Source organism: Pseudomonas frederiksbergensis (assembly GCF_900105495.1).
In the GTDB taxonomy this organism is placed as follows: domain Bacteria; phylum Pseudomonadota; class Gammaproteobacteria; order Pseudomonadales; family Pseudomonadaceae; genus Aquipseudomonas; species Aquipseudomonas frederiksbergensis.
This window is the reverse complement of record NZ_FNTF01000002.1, coordinates 5,279,809-5,294,958: the sequence shown is the minus strand read 5'-3', so window position 1 is coordinate 5,294,958 and position 15,150 is coordinate 5,279,809. Positions and strand designations below refer to the sequence as shown.

Sequence of the window (15,150 nt, the reverse complement as noted above, 5' to 3'; positions counted from 1 at the left end):
CCCGGTCATTGCGCCTGATACCAATCAGTTAAGAAACGACAAAAAGTTTGCATTGCTGCGCCGTTTTTTTTGTGCACGACAGGTCCGGATCAGGCCTCGGTGACTCGAGCAACCACCGGCCTGCGCTCCAGATTCAATGCCAACACGCTGACCAGCACCACCAGTGCGCCCGCAACGATCATCAACGTCGGCCGCTCGCCCAGTGCAAAAGAGGCAATCGCCATGGCGGTCGGTGGAATCAGATACAGCGTCATCGTCGCGCGGCTCAGATCCACATGCGTCAGCACATAGGCCCAGGCGAGATACGCCAGGGCACTTGGGAAAATGCCCAGCCCAATGACGGCCAGCTGCACTTCAACCGGCGCGGTGATGACCTGGGTCACCAGCCCCGGGAGATAAACCAACAGCAGCAGCGTCCCGAACCAGACCGTGTAACACACCAGCGTCAGCCCGTCGTAGCGCCGCGAGTAGTGCTTCTGCAAGGCAAAGTAGAAACTCCACGACACCGCGGCCAACAGGATCAACAGACCATGGGCGTCGATGCTCCCCAGTCCATGATCCCCGGCCACCACAATCACCACGCCGATCAACCCCAGAAAAACGCAGCCCCACCGCCACGCGCTCACCCGGTCCTTGAACACGAAACGCGCCAGCAACGTGCTGAACAACGGCGTCGATTGCGCCAACACACTGGAGGCGCCGGCGCTGACACTTTGCTGGCCGAAATTCAGCGCCACATGGTGCAGGCTCACGGCAAAGAAACCGAGCGCGAACAGCAGCGGCAGGTCACGAATTTTCGGCAGGTTGATGCCTCGGAACACCGCGACCACCGCCATGAATGCCGACGCCAGCAGAAACCGCAGCAAGGCCAGATGACCAGGCTCATAGGCCTGCAAACCGATGTGAATGCCAGTCGGTGAGTAACCCCAGCAGCCGACCACAAATGCCATGGCCAGGAAGATTTTGACCGGCGAACCGGGGGAGGGCGTGAGTAGCTTCATGATCGGGACCTGTAGGCGGATGCACCCAGTATCAGAAGCCTGACTGTTCTCCACAACTGACTTATAGTGCGTCAACTCTTCACTTTAGGTGATGTATGGAGCTGGCACAGATACGCATGTTCAAGACCGTTGCCGAGGTCGGCAGCATCGCCCGGGCGGCCGAGTTGTTGCATTGCGTGCCGTCGAATATCACGGCACGGCTCAAGTCCCTGGAAGCGGAGCTGGGTGTCGCGCTGTTTCTGCGCGAGGGCCGAGGGCTGCGAATCAGCCCGGCGGGGCAAACCTTCCTGGCATATGCCTCAAAAATTCTTGCCCTGACGGCGGAGGCCAAGCGTGCGGTGGACCCTTCGGCCGAGCCCTCCGGGCCGTTGCGCATTGGCGCCATCGAGTCGTCGGCAACCGGCCGATTGCCGCGTTTGCTGGCGAAATTCCACAAACGTTTCCCCGGCGTTGCGTTGGAACTGACCACCGGCACCTGGGGCCAATTACTCGACGACACGCTCAATCACCGGCTCGACGGCGCGATCGTTGCGGTGGATGTCGAGCGCTCACACCTCAAGCGCACGCCGATGTACCGCGAGGAGCTTCTGTTGATCGCCTCGAAGTCTCTGGGGCCGGTACGGGACATCGCGGATTTGCAGGACAAGACCGTGTTCATGTGGCCCCAGGGCTGTCCCTACCGGGCGGCGCTGGAGCATTGGTTGCTGCGGCAGGGGCAGGCGTTGCCGATTGTCAGCCTGGCCAGTTACGGGGCGATTGTCGGCTGCGTCAGTGCCGGTGCGGGTGTCGCGCTGGTGCCAAAAGGCGTGTTCGATCAGTACGCCAAAGGGGCAGGTTGCGCGGGGTATGAGTTCCCCGAGCTGACAGCGATCGACAACCTGTTTTACTGGCATGAAAACGCCGGGGTACACCCGGCGCGGGAGGCGTTTGTGGGGATGTTGCGCGAAGAGTTCGCTTGACTCGTTACCTGTGGGAGTGAGCCTGCTCGCGATAGCGGTTTAACATTCAACAACAATATTGGCTGTGATTCCGTCATCGCGAGCAGGCTCGCTCCCACAGTGGGGGGATCATGTGACACTCACATCCCGCATCAACAACCCAAACTGCAAATCCACCGCATCCGGAATCGGTAAGTACACGGTGTGCCCATCCCCCGGTGCCACTTCGACAGGCTCGCCCCTGACGTTTTGCAGTTGATGCAAATCGAATTGGAAGTTGCCCTTGGGTGTCATCAGTTCCATATGGTCGCCCAAACCAAATCGATTCTTCACCTTGATCTCCGCCATCCGGTCACGCCGCTCGCCTGTCAGCTCGCCGACAAACTGCTGGCGCTCCGACACCGAGCTGCCGTGCTGGTAGTTCTGGTATTCGTCATGCACGTGCCGCCGCAGAAAACCTTCGGTGTAGCCGCGCTGGGCGAGGGATTCCAGATCCGTCATCAGGCTGCGGTCGAACGCGCGACCGGCCACCGCGTCGTCGATCGCCCGGCGGTAAACCTGGGTGGTGCGTGCGCAATAAAAATGGGATTTGGTCCGGCCCTCGATTTTCAGTGAGTGCACGCCCATTTGCGTCAGGCGCTCGACATGCTGCACCGCGCGCAGGTCCTTGGCGTTCATGATGTAGGTGCCGTGTTCGTCTTCGAAGGCCGGCATCAGTTCGTCGGGCCGATTGGCTTCCTGCAACAGGAACACCTGATCGGTCGGGGTGCCGATGCCCAGGGTCGGTTCGGGCTGGAAGGTCTGCACGATTTCGCCGAGCTGATTTTCCGTAGCCTCTTGCGCCGAATATTTCCAGCGACAGGCATTGGTGCAACTGCCCTGATTGGCATCGCGCTTGTTCATATAGCCTGACAACAGGCAGCGACCGGAATACGCCATGCACAAGGCGCCATGGACGAACACCTCCAGCTCCATGGCCGGGACTTGCTCGCGGATCTCGGCAATTTCTTCCAGGGACAGCTCTCGCGACAGGATGATCCGGCTCAAGCCTTGTTGCTGCCAGAACTCGACACTGGCCCAGTTCACCGTGTTGGCCTGTACCGACAGGTGAATCGGCATCTGCGGATAATGCCGGCGGACCAGCATGATCAAGCCCGGGTCGGACATGATCAGCGCGTCCGGCGCCATGGCAATGATCGGCGCCAGATCCTTGAGGAAGGTTTTCAGCTTGGCGTTGTGCGGGGCGATGTTCACCACCACATAGAAGCGCTTGCCTTGAGCCTGGGCTTCGTGAATGCCGAGGGCCAGATTGGCGTGATCGAATTCGTTGTTGCGCACCCGCAGGCTGTAGCGCGGCTGACCGGCGTACACCGCATCGGCGCCGTAGGCGAAGGCATATCGCATGTTTTTCAGGGTGCCGGCGGGGGCCAGCAGTTCTGGAGGCAGGAGAGTCATGGCAGCGTCGGTCACAAAAGCCGCCGAGAGTAAGCGGCTTGTCCGCGGAGTTCATTGATCTGGATCTATGCTTGATGAACAAACGGATGGCACTCGCGCGAACCGTGGCGGACTAAGCATCAGGGCGCGGCATTGTGTCCTTGCGGACTGACATGGATCGGACATGAACGAAGAGACAGTACAAAACAAATCACTGGTGATCTTGCTGGGGCTGGTCACTGCTGCCTTCATCTGGATTTTGCTGCCGTTTTACGGCGCGGTGTTCTGGGCGGTGATTCTCGGCATCCTTTTCGCGCCCTTGCACCGACGACTGCAACTGAAGTTCGGCTGGGAACGCAATCTGACGTCGCTGTTCACCCTGAGCATCTGCCTGGTGATCGCGATTCTGCCGGTGATTGCCCTGAGTATCTTGCTGGTGCAAGAAGGTGCCTCGGTCTACAACCGCATCGAAAGCGGCGAACTGGACATCGCCGGGTATGTGACGCATTTCAAACAGAGCCTGCCGCCGTATTTCCAGCACTTGCTCGATCGGGCAGGGGTAGGCGAGCTGGACGGGCTGCGGGAGAAAATCATCAAGAGTGCGGTGACCGGCAATGAGTTTATCGCCACGAAGGCGTTCAGTTTTGGCCAAGGCACGTTCGAGTTTGTGGTGAGCTTTTTCATCATGCTCTACCTGCTGTTCTTCTTTTTGCGTGACGGTGCCGAACTGGCCCGCAAAGTGCGCGCTGCCGTGCCGCTGCAGGACACCCAGAAACGCCGTTTGCAACTCAAGTTCAATCGGGTGGTTCGAGCGACAGTGAAGGGCAACCTGTTGGTGGCAATCACACAGGGTGCATTGGGCGGTCTGATTTTCTGGTTTCTGGATATTCCGAGCGCGTTGCTCTGGGCGGTGTTGATGGCGTTTCTGTCGCTGTTGCCAGCGGTGGGGGCGGGGATTGTCTGGGCACCGGTGGCGGCGTTTTTCCTGTTCGCCGGTTCGATCTGGCAGGGCGTGGTACTGGTGCTGTTCGGGATCTTTGTGATTGGCCTGGTGGATAACGTGCTGCGACCGATTCTGGTCGGCAAGGATACCAAGATGCCGGACTATCTGATCCTGATCTCGACCCTGGGCGGTCTGGCCATCTTCGGCCTCAATGGCTTTGTGATCGGGCCGCTGATTGCTGCGCTGTTCATGTCGAGCTGGGCAATCTTCATTGAAACCAAACCGCGGGTGCAGCTACCTTAAACGCTGATTTGGCCTTGGCCGAGACGTTGCGACAGTGCCTGGGCGGCCGGCAGCGAGGTGAGCGGACCGCTGATCGGTTCGCCGTCCTGCACCAGGTACCAACAGGCAAGCAATCCCAGCGCTCTGAGCGGTGCGGGAACGGCGCTGCCGATAACGGACATGATCTGAACCTGGGACATAAGTACCTCCATCAAACGTTGGAGCTACCTTACGGACCGAGCGCCTGATCGGACAATCAACGCTTTCGATAGTCGTCATTGATACCAATGAGGCTTCGCTTCAGTCGACCACCAGATCCAGCATATGAACCACTTCCTGCTCGTTGAGCAGGCCTTTGCGCACCAGGTTTTCTGCCAGCAGCGAAAGAAACTTGGCGCTGCGATGGCCTTCAAGGTGCTTGAGTTCGGTCAATGCGTTGTACACCTTGCTGGAAGTGCACAAGCCGACAATACGGTGCGGGTTTTGCGTGGGCATAAGGTCGTCCTTGTTTTTATCAACCTGTTGTTAACGGACAAGTCCTAGAGTGCGGACCCGACATGACATAAATATGACCGTTTTCCCCAGCACGGGGGAAGGATGGCGAGTCAATCTTGCCAATTTTCGCCGCAAAGACTGTCCCGACAGCGACCTTGGCGAGATTTATCCAGACCTCTGCCGACGGACGGTCACAAAAAAGGCCCCGCTGTTGAGGCGGGGCCTGCTGATTCCGTTACCAGCGGCCATAACCGCGGGGAGGGCCGTAGTAACCGCGCGGTGGACCGTAATACCCGCGTGGTGGGCCGTAATAAACCGGCGGTGGGCCGTAATAGGCCGGTTGCTGCACGTAGACCGGTGCCGGCTGGTAATAAACCGGTGGCGGGCCGTAGTAAACCGGCTGTGGCTGAACGTAAACCGGTTGCTGTACATAAACCGGGCGGTTGCTGTTGATGAGGGCCGAACCGACGATGGCCGACCCAACGATCGCGCCAAATACCGCCGGTCCTTCCCAACCGTGACCGTGGTGACCGCCGCCAGCTTCTGCCTGCCCTGCGATAGCAAGAGCACCGACCAGCAAGGCTACTGTGGGGATTTTCCGGATCATGATAGTTCCTCGGTTCTTCGCCCCGGCGCTTGTGTCTGCAATAGACCCAAGGATTGTCGCGGGGATACTTCTAAGACAGCGTTTTTTTCAAAATCAGCACAGCCGTTGGGTAAATTTTGTGTAAGGTCTGCACTAGCATCTTTACAGTCTAGAGATGCCGCGTGCAGGCACGCCGTTATGATCGATCAGACCCGATGGATTGGCTAATCCCGTCCATCTGAAAGTGCTACTCAAGGAGATTTTTCATGCAGATGAACCCCGACAGAGACACCCAGCTGTGCATGTCGCTTTCCGCACGACCCGGGAACTTCGGCCTGCGGTTTCACAATCATCTGTATGAGCAACTGGACCTGAATTTTTACTACAAGGCCTTCAGCAGTCAGGACCTGTCAGGCGCCGTTGGCGGCATTCGCGCCTTGGGGATTCGGGGTTGCGGCGTGTCGATGCCGTTCAAGGAGGCGTGCATTGCGCTGGTCGATGAACTGGACCCTTCCGCCGCGGCCATTCAATCGATCAACACCATCGTCAACACTAATGGCCATCTCAAGGCTTACAACACTGACTACATCGCAATCGCCCAGTTGCTTGACACCCATCAGGTGCCGAAGGAATTGACCTTTGCCCTGCGCGGCAGCGGCGGCATGGCCAAGGCGGTGGCCAGTGCCTTGCGCGATGGTGGCTACAAAAATGGCCTGATCGTTGCTCGTAACGAGCGTTCCGGACGGGCGTTGGCCGAGTCGCTGGGCTATCGATGGCAAGCGGAGCTGGGCTCGGAGCGGCCGCAGATGTTGATCAACGTCACACCGATTGGCATGTCCGGCCCCGAGGCCGATCAGTTGGCATTCGATGCTGAATCCATCGCTGCTGCCGAGACGGTTTTCGACGTGGTGGCAGTCCCCTCGGAAACTCCGTTGATTGTGCGCGCTCGTGCTGAAGGCAAGCGAGTGATCACCGGTTTGGAAGTGATCGCGATCCAGGCGCTGGAGCAGTTCGTGCTGTACACGGGCGTGCGGCCGACCGCTGAGCAGTTTCACAAAGCCGTGGAATTTGCCCGCAGTGGCCTTGGCTATCCTGCTGCCCCGCAAGCGAAACCGTGATTGGGGTGACTCATGCATCCTGCCATTCTTAATCTGGATCAGGCCGAACTTGAGCCGCTGCCCGAAGCGTTTGCGCCGACGGGAGACACCGCCGACCGCTATCGGCAACGGCAGGCACGCATCGGCCAGCAACTCGGCGCGCAGAAGCTGGGTTATCGCCTGTACGCGCTGGAACCGGGGATGCGTGGCAGCCCGTTTCACAGTCATCGGGTCAACGAGGAGATGTTTTACATCGTGGCCGGGGAAGGTGAGATTCGCTTGGGCACCGAGCGTTTCCCCATTCGCGCCGGAGATGTCATTGCCTGCCCGCCGGGTGGCCCTGAAGCCGCGCACCAGATCATCAACACCAGCAACGCTGAACTGCGCTACCTGGCGGTCAGCACCCAACAATCACCCGAGATTTGCGAATACCCGGATTCCGGCAAGTACGCGGTGATGGACGACTTCAAGGTCGACGCCGAGGGCAATGCCTCGGGCTTCGTCGCCGTCGCCCGGCCGGCCGACGGCGTGGATTATTGGGACGGCGAGTAGCGCAGGGTTATTCGAGGCGGGCCAGGCGCTCTTCCAGCGCCGCAATTCGCGCCTCGAGCTCTTCGATCCGCTCAACCGATACGCCACCACCCGCGCCACGTTCGGTCGGGTTCTGCCGTGCCGCCAGGATCACTTCGATGTCCGCCGGGTCGCCCAAGGCGTGCATGTAGCGGTCTTCACGCTGACCGGCCTGGCGCGGAATCAACAGCGCCAGACCGCGAGCGATCAAGCGTTCCAGTTGATGCACCACCTGTTCGGCATCCTCGAAGTCATGCATGCGGCCGCTGCGGGTCAGCAGTTCATTGACCGTTTGCGGACCGCGCAGGAACAGCAGCCCCGCAAGAATGACTTGAGCCGGCACCAGTTCCAGGGCCTTGTCGACTTTGTGTTCCCAGCGATCCGCACGGCTGCCCATCACCAGTTTGGTGAAGCCGCGGCCTTCAAGCGCGCGCAGGCTTTGGCCGACTTGACCCTGGGTCAGGTTCATCACCGGCTCGCGGCTGGTTTTCTGGTTGCAGGCGATCACCAGCGCATTAAGGGTTAGCGGATAGGTTTCCGGACTGGTGGCCTGTTTCTCGATCAACGAACCCAGAATGCGGATTTCCGTGCTGTTGAGTCGCGGCTCGTCGAAGGTCGTTTCTTGCTCGGTGCTCATGATTGTGCATTCCTTCCCGGGTTCATGATTTTCTCCTGCTGGCATGCACTTTAGATAGACGTGTGCCAATGGCAACTGAATTCGTCGCCGCCCCTTGGCAATGGTCACAAAACCTAAATCAATCTGTTACGCCATCTTAACAATCAGACGTGCACCGTATGCATGGCTGCAGAGGACTGCGGTTCATCACGGGTACGGCGAAAATTCCTATCGACGACGTCACCGGCCTTATTAATTGTGCAGTGGAGCAAGGCATGAAGCTGACGTGGGTATCGACCCGCAATAATGCGCTGATCGGCGCGTGCCCGCTATGACCGTACTGGTCACCGGCGCCGCCGGTTTCATCGGGTATCACACGGTCAAGCGCTTGTGTCAGGAAGGTCTTGAGGTGGTCGGTATCGACAATCTCAACGACTACTACAGCGTGGAACTCAAACACGCACGGCTCAACGAACTCAAGAATCTGTCGGGCTTTCATTTCCAGGCACTGGATATCGTCGACAAACCGGCCTTGATGGCTTTGTTCAAGGATCACGGCTTCACAGAGGTTATCCATCTGGCAGCCCAGGCGGGCGTTCGCTACTCGCTGGACAACCCGGACGTGTATGCGCAATCGAACCTGACCGGTTTCTTGAATGTGCTGGAAGCCTGCCGGCGCCATCGCCCCGAGCATCTGATTTATGCGTCGAGCAGCTCGGTGTACGGCACCAACAGCAAAATGCCGTTCAGCGTCGAAGACGCTGTCGATCATCCGATTTCGTTGTATGCCGCCAGTAAGCGTGCCAACGAGCTGATGGCCCACAGCTATTGCCATCTATTTGGACTGAAGGCCAGCGGCCTGCGTTTTTTTACCGTTTACGGACCTTGGGGGCGCCCCGACATGGCGCTGTTCAAATTTACCGACGCGATCCTCAACGGCAGACCGATTGACCTCTACAACCAAGGTCAGATGTCGCGCGACTTCACCTACATCGACGACATCGTCGAAAGCATTGCGCGCCTGCGCCCGAGACCGCCGTTATCGGACGGCCCTGGCGATGGCGCCAACCGGATCTTCAACATCGGGCGCGGCACGCCGGTGGCGCTGCTGGATTTCGTCGAGTGTCTGGAGTCGGCATTGGGCAGGAAAGCCCGGCGCAACTTCCTGCCGCTGCAGGCTGGCGATGTCGTCAAGACCTGGGCGGATGTGTCGGCATTGGCGCAGTGGGTCGATTTCCGTCCTCAAGTGACAGTTGAAGCCGGCGTAGCCGAATTTGTGAAGTGGTACAGCCACTTTTATCAGAGATAAAACGTCGGCCCTTGATCATGAAAATCCAGGGAAATAGAGGCCTCTATGAGCCAAGACATATTTGTATCCGTCCTGATTCCGGCAAAGAACGAGGCGAGCAATCTCAAATTGCTGCTCGAAGAAATCCGTATCGCACTGGTCGATGAGGCGTATGAAATCATCGTCGTGGACGATGGCAGTACTGACGCTTCCTTGCAGGAGCTACGGCAGACGCGGCACAGCGGCCTGAGTACGTTGCGTATCCTGCGCCATGAGCGTTCGCTGGGGCAGAGCACTTCGCTCTACCATGCGGCGCTTGTCGCCCGGGGCCAATGGCTGGCCACGCTCGATGGCGACGGTCAGAACGACCCGGCGGATATCCCCGGCATGCTGGCATTAGTGCGCAGCGAGCAGGGCCGCGTCGACCTTCAGTTGGTGGCCGGGCACCGGGTCAACCGTCGCGATACCGCGAGCAAGCGCTGGGCCTCGCGTTTTGCCAACGGGTTGCGCAGCCGGATGCTCAAGGACCAGACGCCGGACACCGGCTGCGGGCTGAAACTGATACAGCGGGCGGCGTTTCTGCGCTTGCCGTACTTCGACCATATGCACCGGTTCATTCCTGCGCTGATCCAGCGTCATAACGGCCGGATGATCACCCATCCGGTCAACCATCGGCCCCGCACGGCCGGGGTATCCAAATACGGAAACATCGACCGGGCCTTGGTGGGCATCCTCGATCTGATCGGCGTCTGGTGGCTGATCAGGCGCACGCGCCTGCATGCCCGTGCGCAGGAGATCGAAGGATGAACCTGTCTCGCGAAACCCTGTGGCTGGTGGTCGGTTTCAGTGGCCAGATCGCCTTCACCGGTCGCTTTGTCCTGCAGTGGCTGTACAGCGAATACAAGAAACGCAGCGTGATTCCGGTGAGCTTCTGGTACCTGAGCATCGTCGGCAGCGCGCTGCTGTTCGCTTACGCCATTTACCGACAGGACCCGGTTTTTATCGCCGGTCAGGCATTCGGTTCCATCGTCTATTTGCGCAACCTGCAATTGATTGCCCGCAACAAAACCTTGAAGGACTGAACCGTGCGCCGAACCCTGTCACCCAGCGTCGAATGCCTGGGGTTGATGTTGCTTGCTCTTTTATTGGTCGGCGCCGGGTTTGGGCTGCGCCAGCCGCAGAATGTCGACGAGGAGCGATTCCTCGGCGTTGCGCTGGAGATGCTGCATAACGGTTCCTGGCTGATTCCGCATCGAGCCGCCGAAATCTACGGCGATAAACCACCGATTTTCATGTGGACGGTGGCGTTTTTCACCTGGATCACCGGGATGCCCGCCCTTGCCCTTTATATTCCGGGGCTTTTGTCTGCCACATCGGTCACGGCCATGCTCTATGACCTGGGGCGCCGGTTGTGGAATCAGCAGGCCGGACGAACAGCCGCGCTGCTGTACCTGGCCACGTATCAGACGTACAGCATTCTGCGGACCGGTCAGATCGACAGTTTTCTGATTCTGTTCACCTCTCTGGGCCTGTACGGCCTGGCCCGTCACTTGTTGCTCGGGCCCGCCTGGCGTTGGTTCTACGCGGGTTGCGCGGCCATGGGCATTGGCGTGATCACCAAAGGGGTCGGCTTTCTCCCGGCGTTGATGCTGATTCCGTATGCCTATGCAGTACGCAAAGGCTGGCCTGGCGTGGTGGCCATGCCGGGCGAGGCGCGCAAGTGGTGCCTGGGTTTTTTGGTGGTGCTTGGCGCCGTCGCGATCTGGCTGCTGCCCCTGGCGGTGTCCATCGCCTTCAATGGCGCCGCTGATGAAATCGCCTATGCACGGGAAATTCTGCTGCGCCAGACAGCGGGGCGCTATGCCGCCGCGTGGGATCACCGAGAACCGTTCTGGTACTTCTTCGTCAACGTCATCCCGCAATACTGGATGCCGTTGGTGCTGGCCTTGCCATGGCTCGTGCCCGCCTGGCGCAGGCAGTTGCGCAAGCGCGACGGTCGAGTGCTGGTGCTGCTGGGCTGGGTCGTACTGGTGGTTTTGTTTTTCTGCCTGAGCAGCGGCAAGCGCAAGTTGTACATCTATCCGGCGTTACCGGCGCTGGTGCTGGTTGCGGCACCGCTGATTCCGTGGCTGTTCAAGCGCTGGTTCGGCAAGCGCCCGCGCGGTCGGCGGGTGTTCCAGGTGTTGGCCGTCACGTGGTTCGCGCTGTGGTTTGCGCGCGGTTTCGTCGATCCGGTCAAGGACGGGCCCAATCCCCACGAGGCGCTGATGGTGCAAGCAGCGGCGATGACCCAGGGCGCAGACCTGGTGCTGGTCAACTGGCGTGAGGGCCATTGGTTATTCGCCCGACAGCCGATCGTGCATTTCGGGATGATCGGCTCCACGGTCGAGCAGGCCGCTCAATGGCTGCGCGAACACCGTCAGGCGTACGCCTTGGTGCCGGACGAACTGCTGAGCCGGTGTTTCAATCCGCAGGCCGCCCGTGAACTGGGGGAAACTTCGCGCGCACAGTGGTCGATTGTCGGTGCCGATGCCGACAACGGCCGTTGTCATCCCGGACAGCCAGCCAATATCTATCGCTTCACCTGGGACCGCGCATGGCTATAATCGCCCCACGTTTCCCTCCTGTCACAACATGAGACTGCCATGACTATTTCCCTGTACGCCGCTTCCGTTCCGGTTTTCAAACAAATGCTCAACGCCCTGAGCGACGTCTTGAACAAGGCCGAAGCCCACGCCACTGCCAAGAACATCGACCCGAATGCTTTGCTGCAAGCCCGTCTGTACCCGGACATGTTCCCGCTGGTCCGTCAGGTGCAGATCGCCGTTGATTTCGCCAAGGGCGTTTCCGCGCGTCTGGCCGAAGTCGAACTGCCGAAATACGACGACACCGAAACCACCTTTGCCGAGCTGCAAGCGCTGATTGCCAAAGTGCTGGCCTTCATCGGCGAGATCAAACCGGAACAGATCGACGGCAAGGAAGGCATCGAAATCATCACCCGTCAGGGCACGCCGAAAGAAAAACGCTTCACCGGCCAGGCTTACCTGCTGAGCTACGGTCTGCCGCAATTCTTCTTCCACGTCACCACCACCTACGCATTGCTGCGTCACAACGGTGTGGAAGTGGGCAAGCGCGATTACATGGGCGCGTTCTAAACCGTCCTGATACACAAAAGCCCGCCAAGGTTCGCGCCTTGGCGGGCTTTTTTTTGGTGAATCAAAAGATCTTTGTTACGCCATACGCGCGGCTTTCTCGTCTTCGCCCAGGCACGCCGCCGCGGTGAACAGCACGTCGGTGGAGGAGTTCAGCGCGGTTTCCGCCGAGTCCTGCAGCACACCGATGATGAACCCGACGGCCACCACCTGCATGGCGATTTCACTGGGGATGCCAAACAGGCTGCACGCCAGTGGAATCAACAGCAACGAGCCGCCCGCCACGCCCGAAGCGCCACAGGCACAGATCGCCGCGACGATGCTCAGCAGGATGGCGGTCGGAATGTCCACGGCAATGCCCAGCGTATGCACGGCCGCCAGGGTCAGCACGGTAATGGTGATTGCAGCGCCCGCCATGTTGATCGTTGCACCCAGCGGGATCGAGACCGAATAGGTGTCTTCGTGCAGGCCCAGGCGCTTGCTCAATTCCAGATTGACCGGAATGTTCGCCGCCGAGCTGCGGGTAAAAAACGCAGTGATGCCGCTTTCGCGCAAGCACGTGATCACCAGTGGATACGGGTTGCGACGCAGCTTCCAGAACACGATGGCCGGGTTCATCACCAGCGCCACAAACAGCATGCAGCCCAGCAAGACCGCCAGCAGATGCACGTAACCGATCAAGGCACCAAAACCGGAAGTGGCGAGGGTCGAAGCCACCAGGCCAAAAATACCCAGCGGCGCAAAACGGATCACCAGGCGTACGATCAGGGTCACGCCGTTGGACAAGTCGCCGAGCACTTCACGAGTGGTGTCACCGGCATGGCGAATGGCAATGCCCATGCCAATCGCCCACGCCAGAATTCCGATGAAGTTGGCATTCATCAGTGCGCTGACCGGGTTGTCGACCACGCTCAACAGCAGGCTTTGCAGCACCTCGCTGATACCGCCCGGTGCGCTGACCGCAACGTCGTGAGTGGCCAACACCAGGCTCGACGGGAACAACATGCTGGCGACAACGGCCACCACCGCCGCCGCAAACGTTCCCAGCAGATACAGAAACAGAATCGGCCGGATGTGGGTTTCCTGGCCGTGCTTGTGATTGGCAATCGAGGCCATGACCAGCACGAACACCAAAATCGGTGCGACAGCTTTAAGCGCCGAAACGAAGACTTTGCCGATGAATGCGGTGGACTTGGCCACCTCTGGCGCGAACAGGGCCAGGGCAATCCCGGCAATCAGGCCGATGATGATTTGTGCGACCAGGCTCAAGCGATTCAGGCGGAACCATAGCGAAGGGGATAAAGCGGTCATAAAACGGCATCTCTGATTTTATTAGGTGCGGGGTATCGCGACATCAATGCCAATCAATGGCCGATGAGCAGGGTGTACGTATCGCAGGGCGCGGACTTTATCACAGCGTGGTCCTTGTCCTTCAGACCTGTGACGATCTGCCGCCCGCGGATCAACGAGATCGGCAGGTTCGTGCAACCCTGATCGGAAACACTCTGTTAAGATTCGCCATCCTCATTTTCAAGTCATGCCAGTGGGCCTTCGGGCTATCGCTGGTGTCGTCGTTTTCTGGAGTTGTGCATGCTGTTGCCCATCCTTCTGTTGTCTGCCGCCGGTTTCACGGTCCTGACCACGGAATTCGTCATCGTCGGCCTGTTGCCGGCGATCGCTCGAGACCTTGAAGTCAGCATCCCCCAGGCGGGTTTGCTGGTGACCTTGTTCGCGTTCACGGTCGCCGCATTCGGGCCATTCCTGACCGCGTATTTCGCAAGGTTCGAGCGCCGAAAATTGTTCATCTCGGTGCTGATAATGTTTGGCTTGGCCAACACCCTGGCGGCGTTTGCGCCGAACATCTGGGTGATGTCCGTCGCCCGGTTGATCCCCGCGTTGGGGCTGCCGGTGTTCTGGGCGCTGGCCAGTGAAACCGCGGTGGACATTGTCGGCCCGGACTACGCCGGTCGTGCCATCGCGAAGATCGGTTTCGGGATTGTCTGCGCTACGGTGTTCGGCATTCCGGTGGGCACACTGATCTCCGATGCGTTCGGCTGGCGCAGTGCCTTCGGCATTCTGGCGGTGATCGCGTTTGCCAAGGCGTTGCTGCTGTTTATCTACCTGCCGAAAACCAATCTGCATCAGCATCAGGTGAGCTTTCGTTCGCAGTTCAGGATCCTGCGCAGCCCGCTGATGGTGGGGCATGTACTGCTGTCGGTCCTGGTGTTCAGCGGCATGTTCACCGCCTACACCTACCTGGCGGACATTCTTGAGCGCCTGGCCGGTTTCAACGGCACGGTGGTTGGCTGGTGCCTGATGGGCTTCGGCGCGGTCGGCTTGATCGGTAACTCGCTGGGCGGCCGTGCGGTGGATCGTCATCCGTTGATCGCCTCGATGATGTTCTGCGCGTTCATGATCGCCGGCCTGGTGGCGCTGGTGCCGAACATTCATTCGCCGCTGGGTCTGGCCGCGGCGATGGGGATCTGGGGCGTGACCCAGGCGGCGTTGTTCCTGGTCAGCCATGTGCGCTTGATGAAGGCTGCACCCGAAGCGCCGGCGTTCGCGGCATCGCTGAACATTGCCGGGGCTAACCTGGGGATCGGCCTGGGCGCGATGATCGGCGGCAGGGTCATCGACGGTGTAGGCCTGCAAGGTCTTGGTTTCGCGGCGGCCGCGTTTATCCTCGCCTCGATCCTCCTGGCCATCGCGCTGATGACCTTCAAGCCCCGCGAAGTCTGCGCCTGACAC

General features: G+C 59.6%; 17 protein-coding genes. 10 read left to right on the top strand and 7 right to left on the bottom strand.

What is annotated here, in order from left to right; genetic code table 11:
- Positions 1–89 precede the first annotated feature (89 nt).
- Positions 90–1,001: a DMT family transporter gene (locus tag BLW70_RS24895; RefSeq protein WP_074878498.1), complete on the bottom strand. Its 912-nt coding sequence runs from the start codon at positions 999–1,001 to the stop codon at positions 90–92.
- Positions 1,002–1,096: 95 nt separating this feature from the next.
- On the opposite strand from BLW70_RS24895, the gene BLW70_RS24890 reads away from it, so the two are divergent.
- Positions 1,097–1,960 carry a LysR substrate-binding domain-containing protein gene (locus BLW70_RS24890; RefSeq protein WP_074878496.1) on the top strand — a complete coding sequence of 288 codons (864 nt, stop codon included), beginning with the start codon at positions 1,097–1,099 and terminating at the stop codon, positions 1,958–1,960.
- A 108-nt stretch (positions 1,961–2,068) separates the two neighbouring features.
- Here BLW70_RS24890 and trhP read toward each other — a convergent pair whose 3' ends face one another.
- Positions 2,069–3,394 carry a prephenate-dependent tRNA uridine(34) hydroxylase TrhP gene (gene trhP / locus BLW70_RS24885; RefSeq protein ID WP_074878494.1) on the bottom strand — a complete coding sequence of 442 codons (1,326 nt, stop codon included), beginning with the start codon at positions 3,392–3,394 and terminating at the stop codon, positions 2,069–2,071.
- A gap of 163 nt (positions 3,395–3,557) precedes the next feature.
- Here trhP and BLW70_RS24880 point away from each other — a divergent pair, with 163 nt between their 5' ends.
- Positions 3,558–4,619 carry an AI-2E family transporter gene (locus BLW70_RS24880; RefSeq protein WP_074878492.1) on the top strand — a complete coding sequence of 354 codons (1,062 nt, stop codon included), beginning with the start codon at positions 3,558–3,560 and terminating at the stop codon, positions 4,617–4,619.
- On the opposite strand, the gene BLW70_RS24875 is transcribed toward BLW70_RS24880, so the two are convergent.
- The 3 genes from BLW70_RS24875 to BLW70_RS24865 form a co-directional block, all read right to left on the bottom strand.
- Entirely contained in the window at positions 4,616–4,798 is a 183-nt protein-coding gene (locus tag BLW70_RS24875; RefSeq protein WP_074878491.1) for a hypothetical protein, read from the bottom strand. The two genes, BLW70_RS24880 and BLW70_RS24875, sit on opposite strands and share 4 nt — an antisense overlap.
- Positions 4,799–4,898: 100 nt before the next feature.
- Positions 4,899–5,093 (bottom strand): hypothetical protein, encoded by a 195-nt coding sequence (locus BLW70_RS24870; protein WP_003179723.1) that lies wholly within the window; start codon positions 5,091–5,093, stop codon positions 4,899–4,901.
- A 235-nt stretch (positions 5,094–5,328) separates the two neighbouring features.
- Positions 5,329–5,700 (bottom strand): hypothetical protein, encoded by a 372-nt coding sequence (locus BLW70_RS24865; RefSeq protein WP_074878489.1) that lies wholly within the window; start codon positions 5,698–5,700, stop codon positions 5,329–5,331.
- A gap of 245 nt (positions 5,701–5,945) precedes the next feature.
- Between BLW70_RS24865 and BLW70_RS24860 the strand changes: the two genes are divergently transcribed.
- Together BLW70_RS24860 and BLW70_RS24855 are read left to right on the top strand one after the other, a co-directional pair.
- On the top strand, positions 5,946–6,797 hold the full coding sequence (locus BLW70_RS24860; RefSeq protein ID WP_074878487.1) for a shikimate 5-dehydrogenase: 852 nt from the start codon (positions 5,946–5,948) through the stop codon (positions 6,795–6,797).
- Between the two features lie 12 nt (positions 6,798–6,809).
- Positions 6,810–7,328, top strand: coding sequence for a cupin domain-containing protein (locus BLW70_RS24855; RefSeq protein WP_074878484.1), 519 nt, complete (start codon positions 6,810–6,812; stop codon positions 7,326–7,328).
- Positions 7,329–7,335: 7 nt separating this feature from the next.
- Here BLW70_RS24855 and BLW70_RS24850 read toward each other — a convergent pair whose 3' ends face one another.
- Positions 7,336–7,983: a YceH family protein gene (locus BLW70_RS24850; RefSeq protein WP_074878482.1), complete on the bottom strand. Its 648-nt coding sequence runs from the start codon at positions 7,981–7,983 to the stop codon at positions 7,336–7,338.
- A gap of 310 nt (positions 7,984–8,293) precedes the next feature.
- Between BLW70_RS24850 and BLW70_RS24845 the strand changes: the two genes are divergently transcribed.
- From BLW70_RS24845 to BLW70_RS24825, 5 genes are read left to right on the top strand one after another with little or no spacing between them, the layout of a single operon-like run.
- On the top strand, positions 8,294–9,271 hold the full coding sequence (locus tag BLW70_RS24845) for an NAD-dependent epimerase (protein WP_074878480.1): 978 nt from the start codon (positions 8,294–8,296) through the stop codon (positions 9,269–9,271).
- Between the two features lie 45 nt (positions 9,272–9,316).
- Positions 9,317–10,057, top strand: a complete 741-nt coding sequence (locus BLW70_RS24840; RefSeq protein WP_074878477.1) for a glycosyltransferase family 2 protein — start codon at positions 9,317–9,319, stop codon at positions 10,055–10,057.
- Positions 10,054–10,332: a lipid-A-disaccharide synthase N-terminal domain-containing protein gene (locus BLW70_RS24835; protein WP_074878476.1), complete on the top strand. Its 279-nt coding sequence runs from the start codon at positions 10,054–10,056 to the stop codon at positions 10,330–10,332. Before BLW70_RS24840 ends, BLW70_RS24835 begins: the two co-directional genes overlap by 4 nt.
- Positions 10,333–10,335: 3 nt before the next feature.
- Entirely contained in the window at positions 10,336–11,856 is a 1,521-nt protein-coding gene (locus BLW70_RS24830) for an ArnT family glycosyltransferase (RefSeq protein WP_074878474.1), read from the top strand.
- A gap of 39 nt (positions 11,857–11,895) precedes the next feature.
- Positions 11,896–12,405 carry a DUF1993 domain-containing protein gene (locus tag BLW70_RS24825; protein ID WP_074878472.1) on the top strand — a complete coding sequence of 170 codons (510 nt, stop codon included), beginning with the start codon at positions 11,896–11,898 and terminating at the stop codon, positions 12,403–12,405.
- Positions 12,406–12,480: 75 nt separating this feature from the next.
- On the opposite strand, the gene sstT is transcribed toward BLW70_RS24825, so the two are convergent.
- Positions 12,481–13,713, bottom strand: coding sequence for a serine/threonine transporter SstT (sstT, locus tag BLW70_RS24820; RefSeq protein ID WP_074878470.1), 1,233 nt, complete (start codon positions 13,711–13,713; stop codon positions 12,481–12,483).
- A gap of 279 nt (positions 13,714–13,992) precedes the next feature.
- On the opposite strand from sstT, the gene BLW70_RS24815 reads away from it, so the two are divergent.
- A complete protein-coding gene (locus BLW70_RS24815) occupies positions 13,993–15,147 on the top strand; it encodes an MFS transporter (protein WP_074878468.1) in 1,155 nt (384 codons plus the stop codon).
- Positions 15,148–15,150: the final 3 nt, after the last annotated feature.

Bases quoted from the DNA above. Each gene is read 5' to 3' on its own strand.
- sstT (WP_074878470.1), bottom strand. From the start codon at position 13,713: ATGACCGCTTTATCCCCTTCGCTATGGTTCCGCCTGAATCGCTTGAGC.
- BLW70_RS24840 (WP_074878477.1), top strand. From the start codon at position 9,317: ATGAGCCAAGACATATTTGTATCCGTCCTGATTCCGGCAAAGAACGAG.
- BLW70_RS24815 (WP_074878468.1), top strand. From the start codon at position 13,993: ATGCTGTTGCCCATCCTTCTGTTGTCTGCCGCCGGTTTCACGGTCCTG.
- BLW70_RS24825 (WP_074878472.1), top strand. From the start codon at position 11,896: ATGACTATTTCCCTGTACGCCGCTTCCGTTCCGGTTTTCAAACAAATG.
- BLW70_RS24835 (WP_074878476.1), top strand. From the start codon at position 10,054: ATGAACCTGTCTCGCGAAACCCTGTGGCTGGTGGTCGGTTTCAGTGGC.
- BLW70_RS24895 (WP_074878498.1), bottom strand. From the start codon at position 1,001: ATGAAGCTACTCACGCCCTCCCCCGGTTCGCCGGTCAAAATCTTCCTG.
- BLW70_RS24845 (WP_074878480.1), top strand. From the start codon at position 8,294: ATGACCGTACTGGTCACCGGCGCCGCCGGTTTCATCGGGTATCACACG.
- trhP (WP_074878494.1), bottom strand. From the start codon at position 3,394: ATGACTCTCCTGCCTCCAGAACTGCTGGCCCCCGCCGGCACCCTGAAA.
- BLW70_RS24870 (WP_003179723.1), bottom strand. From the start codon at position 5,093: ATGCCCACGCAAAACCCGCACCGTATTGTCGGCTTGTGCACTTCCAGC.
- BLW70_RS24855 (WP_074878484.1), top strand. From the start codon at position 6,810: ATGCATCCTGCCATTCTTAATCTGGATCAGGCCGAACTTGAGCCGCTG.
- BLW70_RS24890 (WP_074878496.1), top strand. From the start codon at position 1,097: ATGGAGCTGGCACAGATACGCATGTTCAAGACCGTTGCCGAGGTCGGC.
- BLW70_RS24850 (WP_074878482.1), bottom strand. From the start codon at position 7,983: ATGAGCACCGAGCAAGAAACGACCTTCGACGAGCCGCGACTCAACAGC.
- BLW70_RS24865 (WP_074878489.1), bottom strand. From the start codon at position 5,700: ATGATCCGGAAAATCCCCACAGTAGCCTTGCTGGTCGGTGCTCTTGCT.
- BLW70_RS24880 (WP_074878492.1), top strand. From the start codon at position 3,558: ATGAACGAAGAGACAGTACAAAACAAATCACTGGTGATCTTGCTGGGG.
- BLW70_RS24860 (WP_074878487.1), top strand. From the start codon at position 5,946: ATGCAGATGAACCCCGACAGAGACACCCAGCTGTGCATGTCGCTTTCC.
- BLW70_RS24875 (WP_074878491.1), bottom strand. From the start codon at position 4,798: ATGTCCCAGGTTCAGATCATGTCCGTTATCGGCAGCGCCGTTCCCGCA.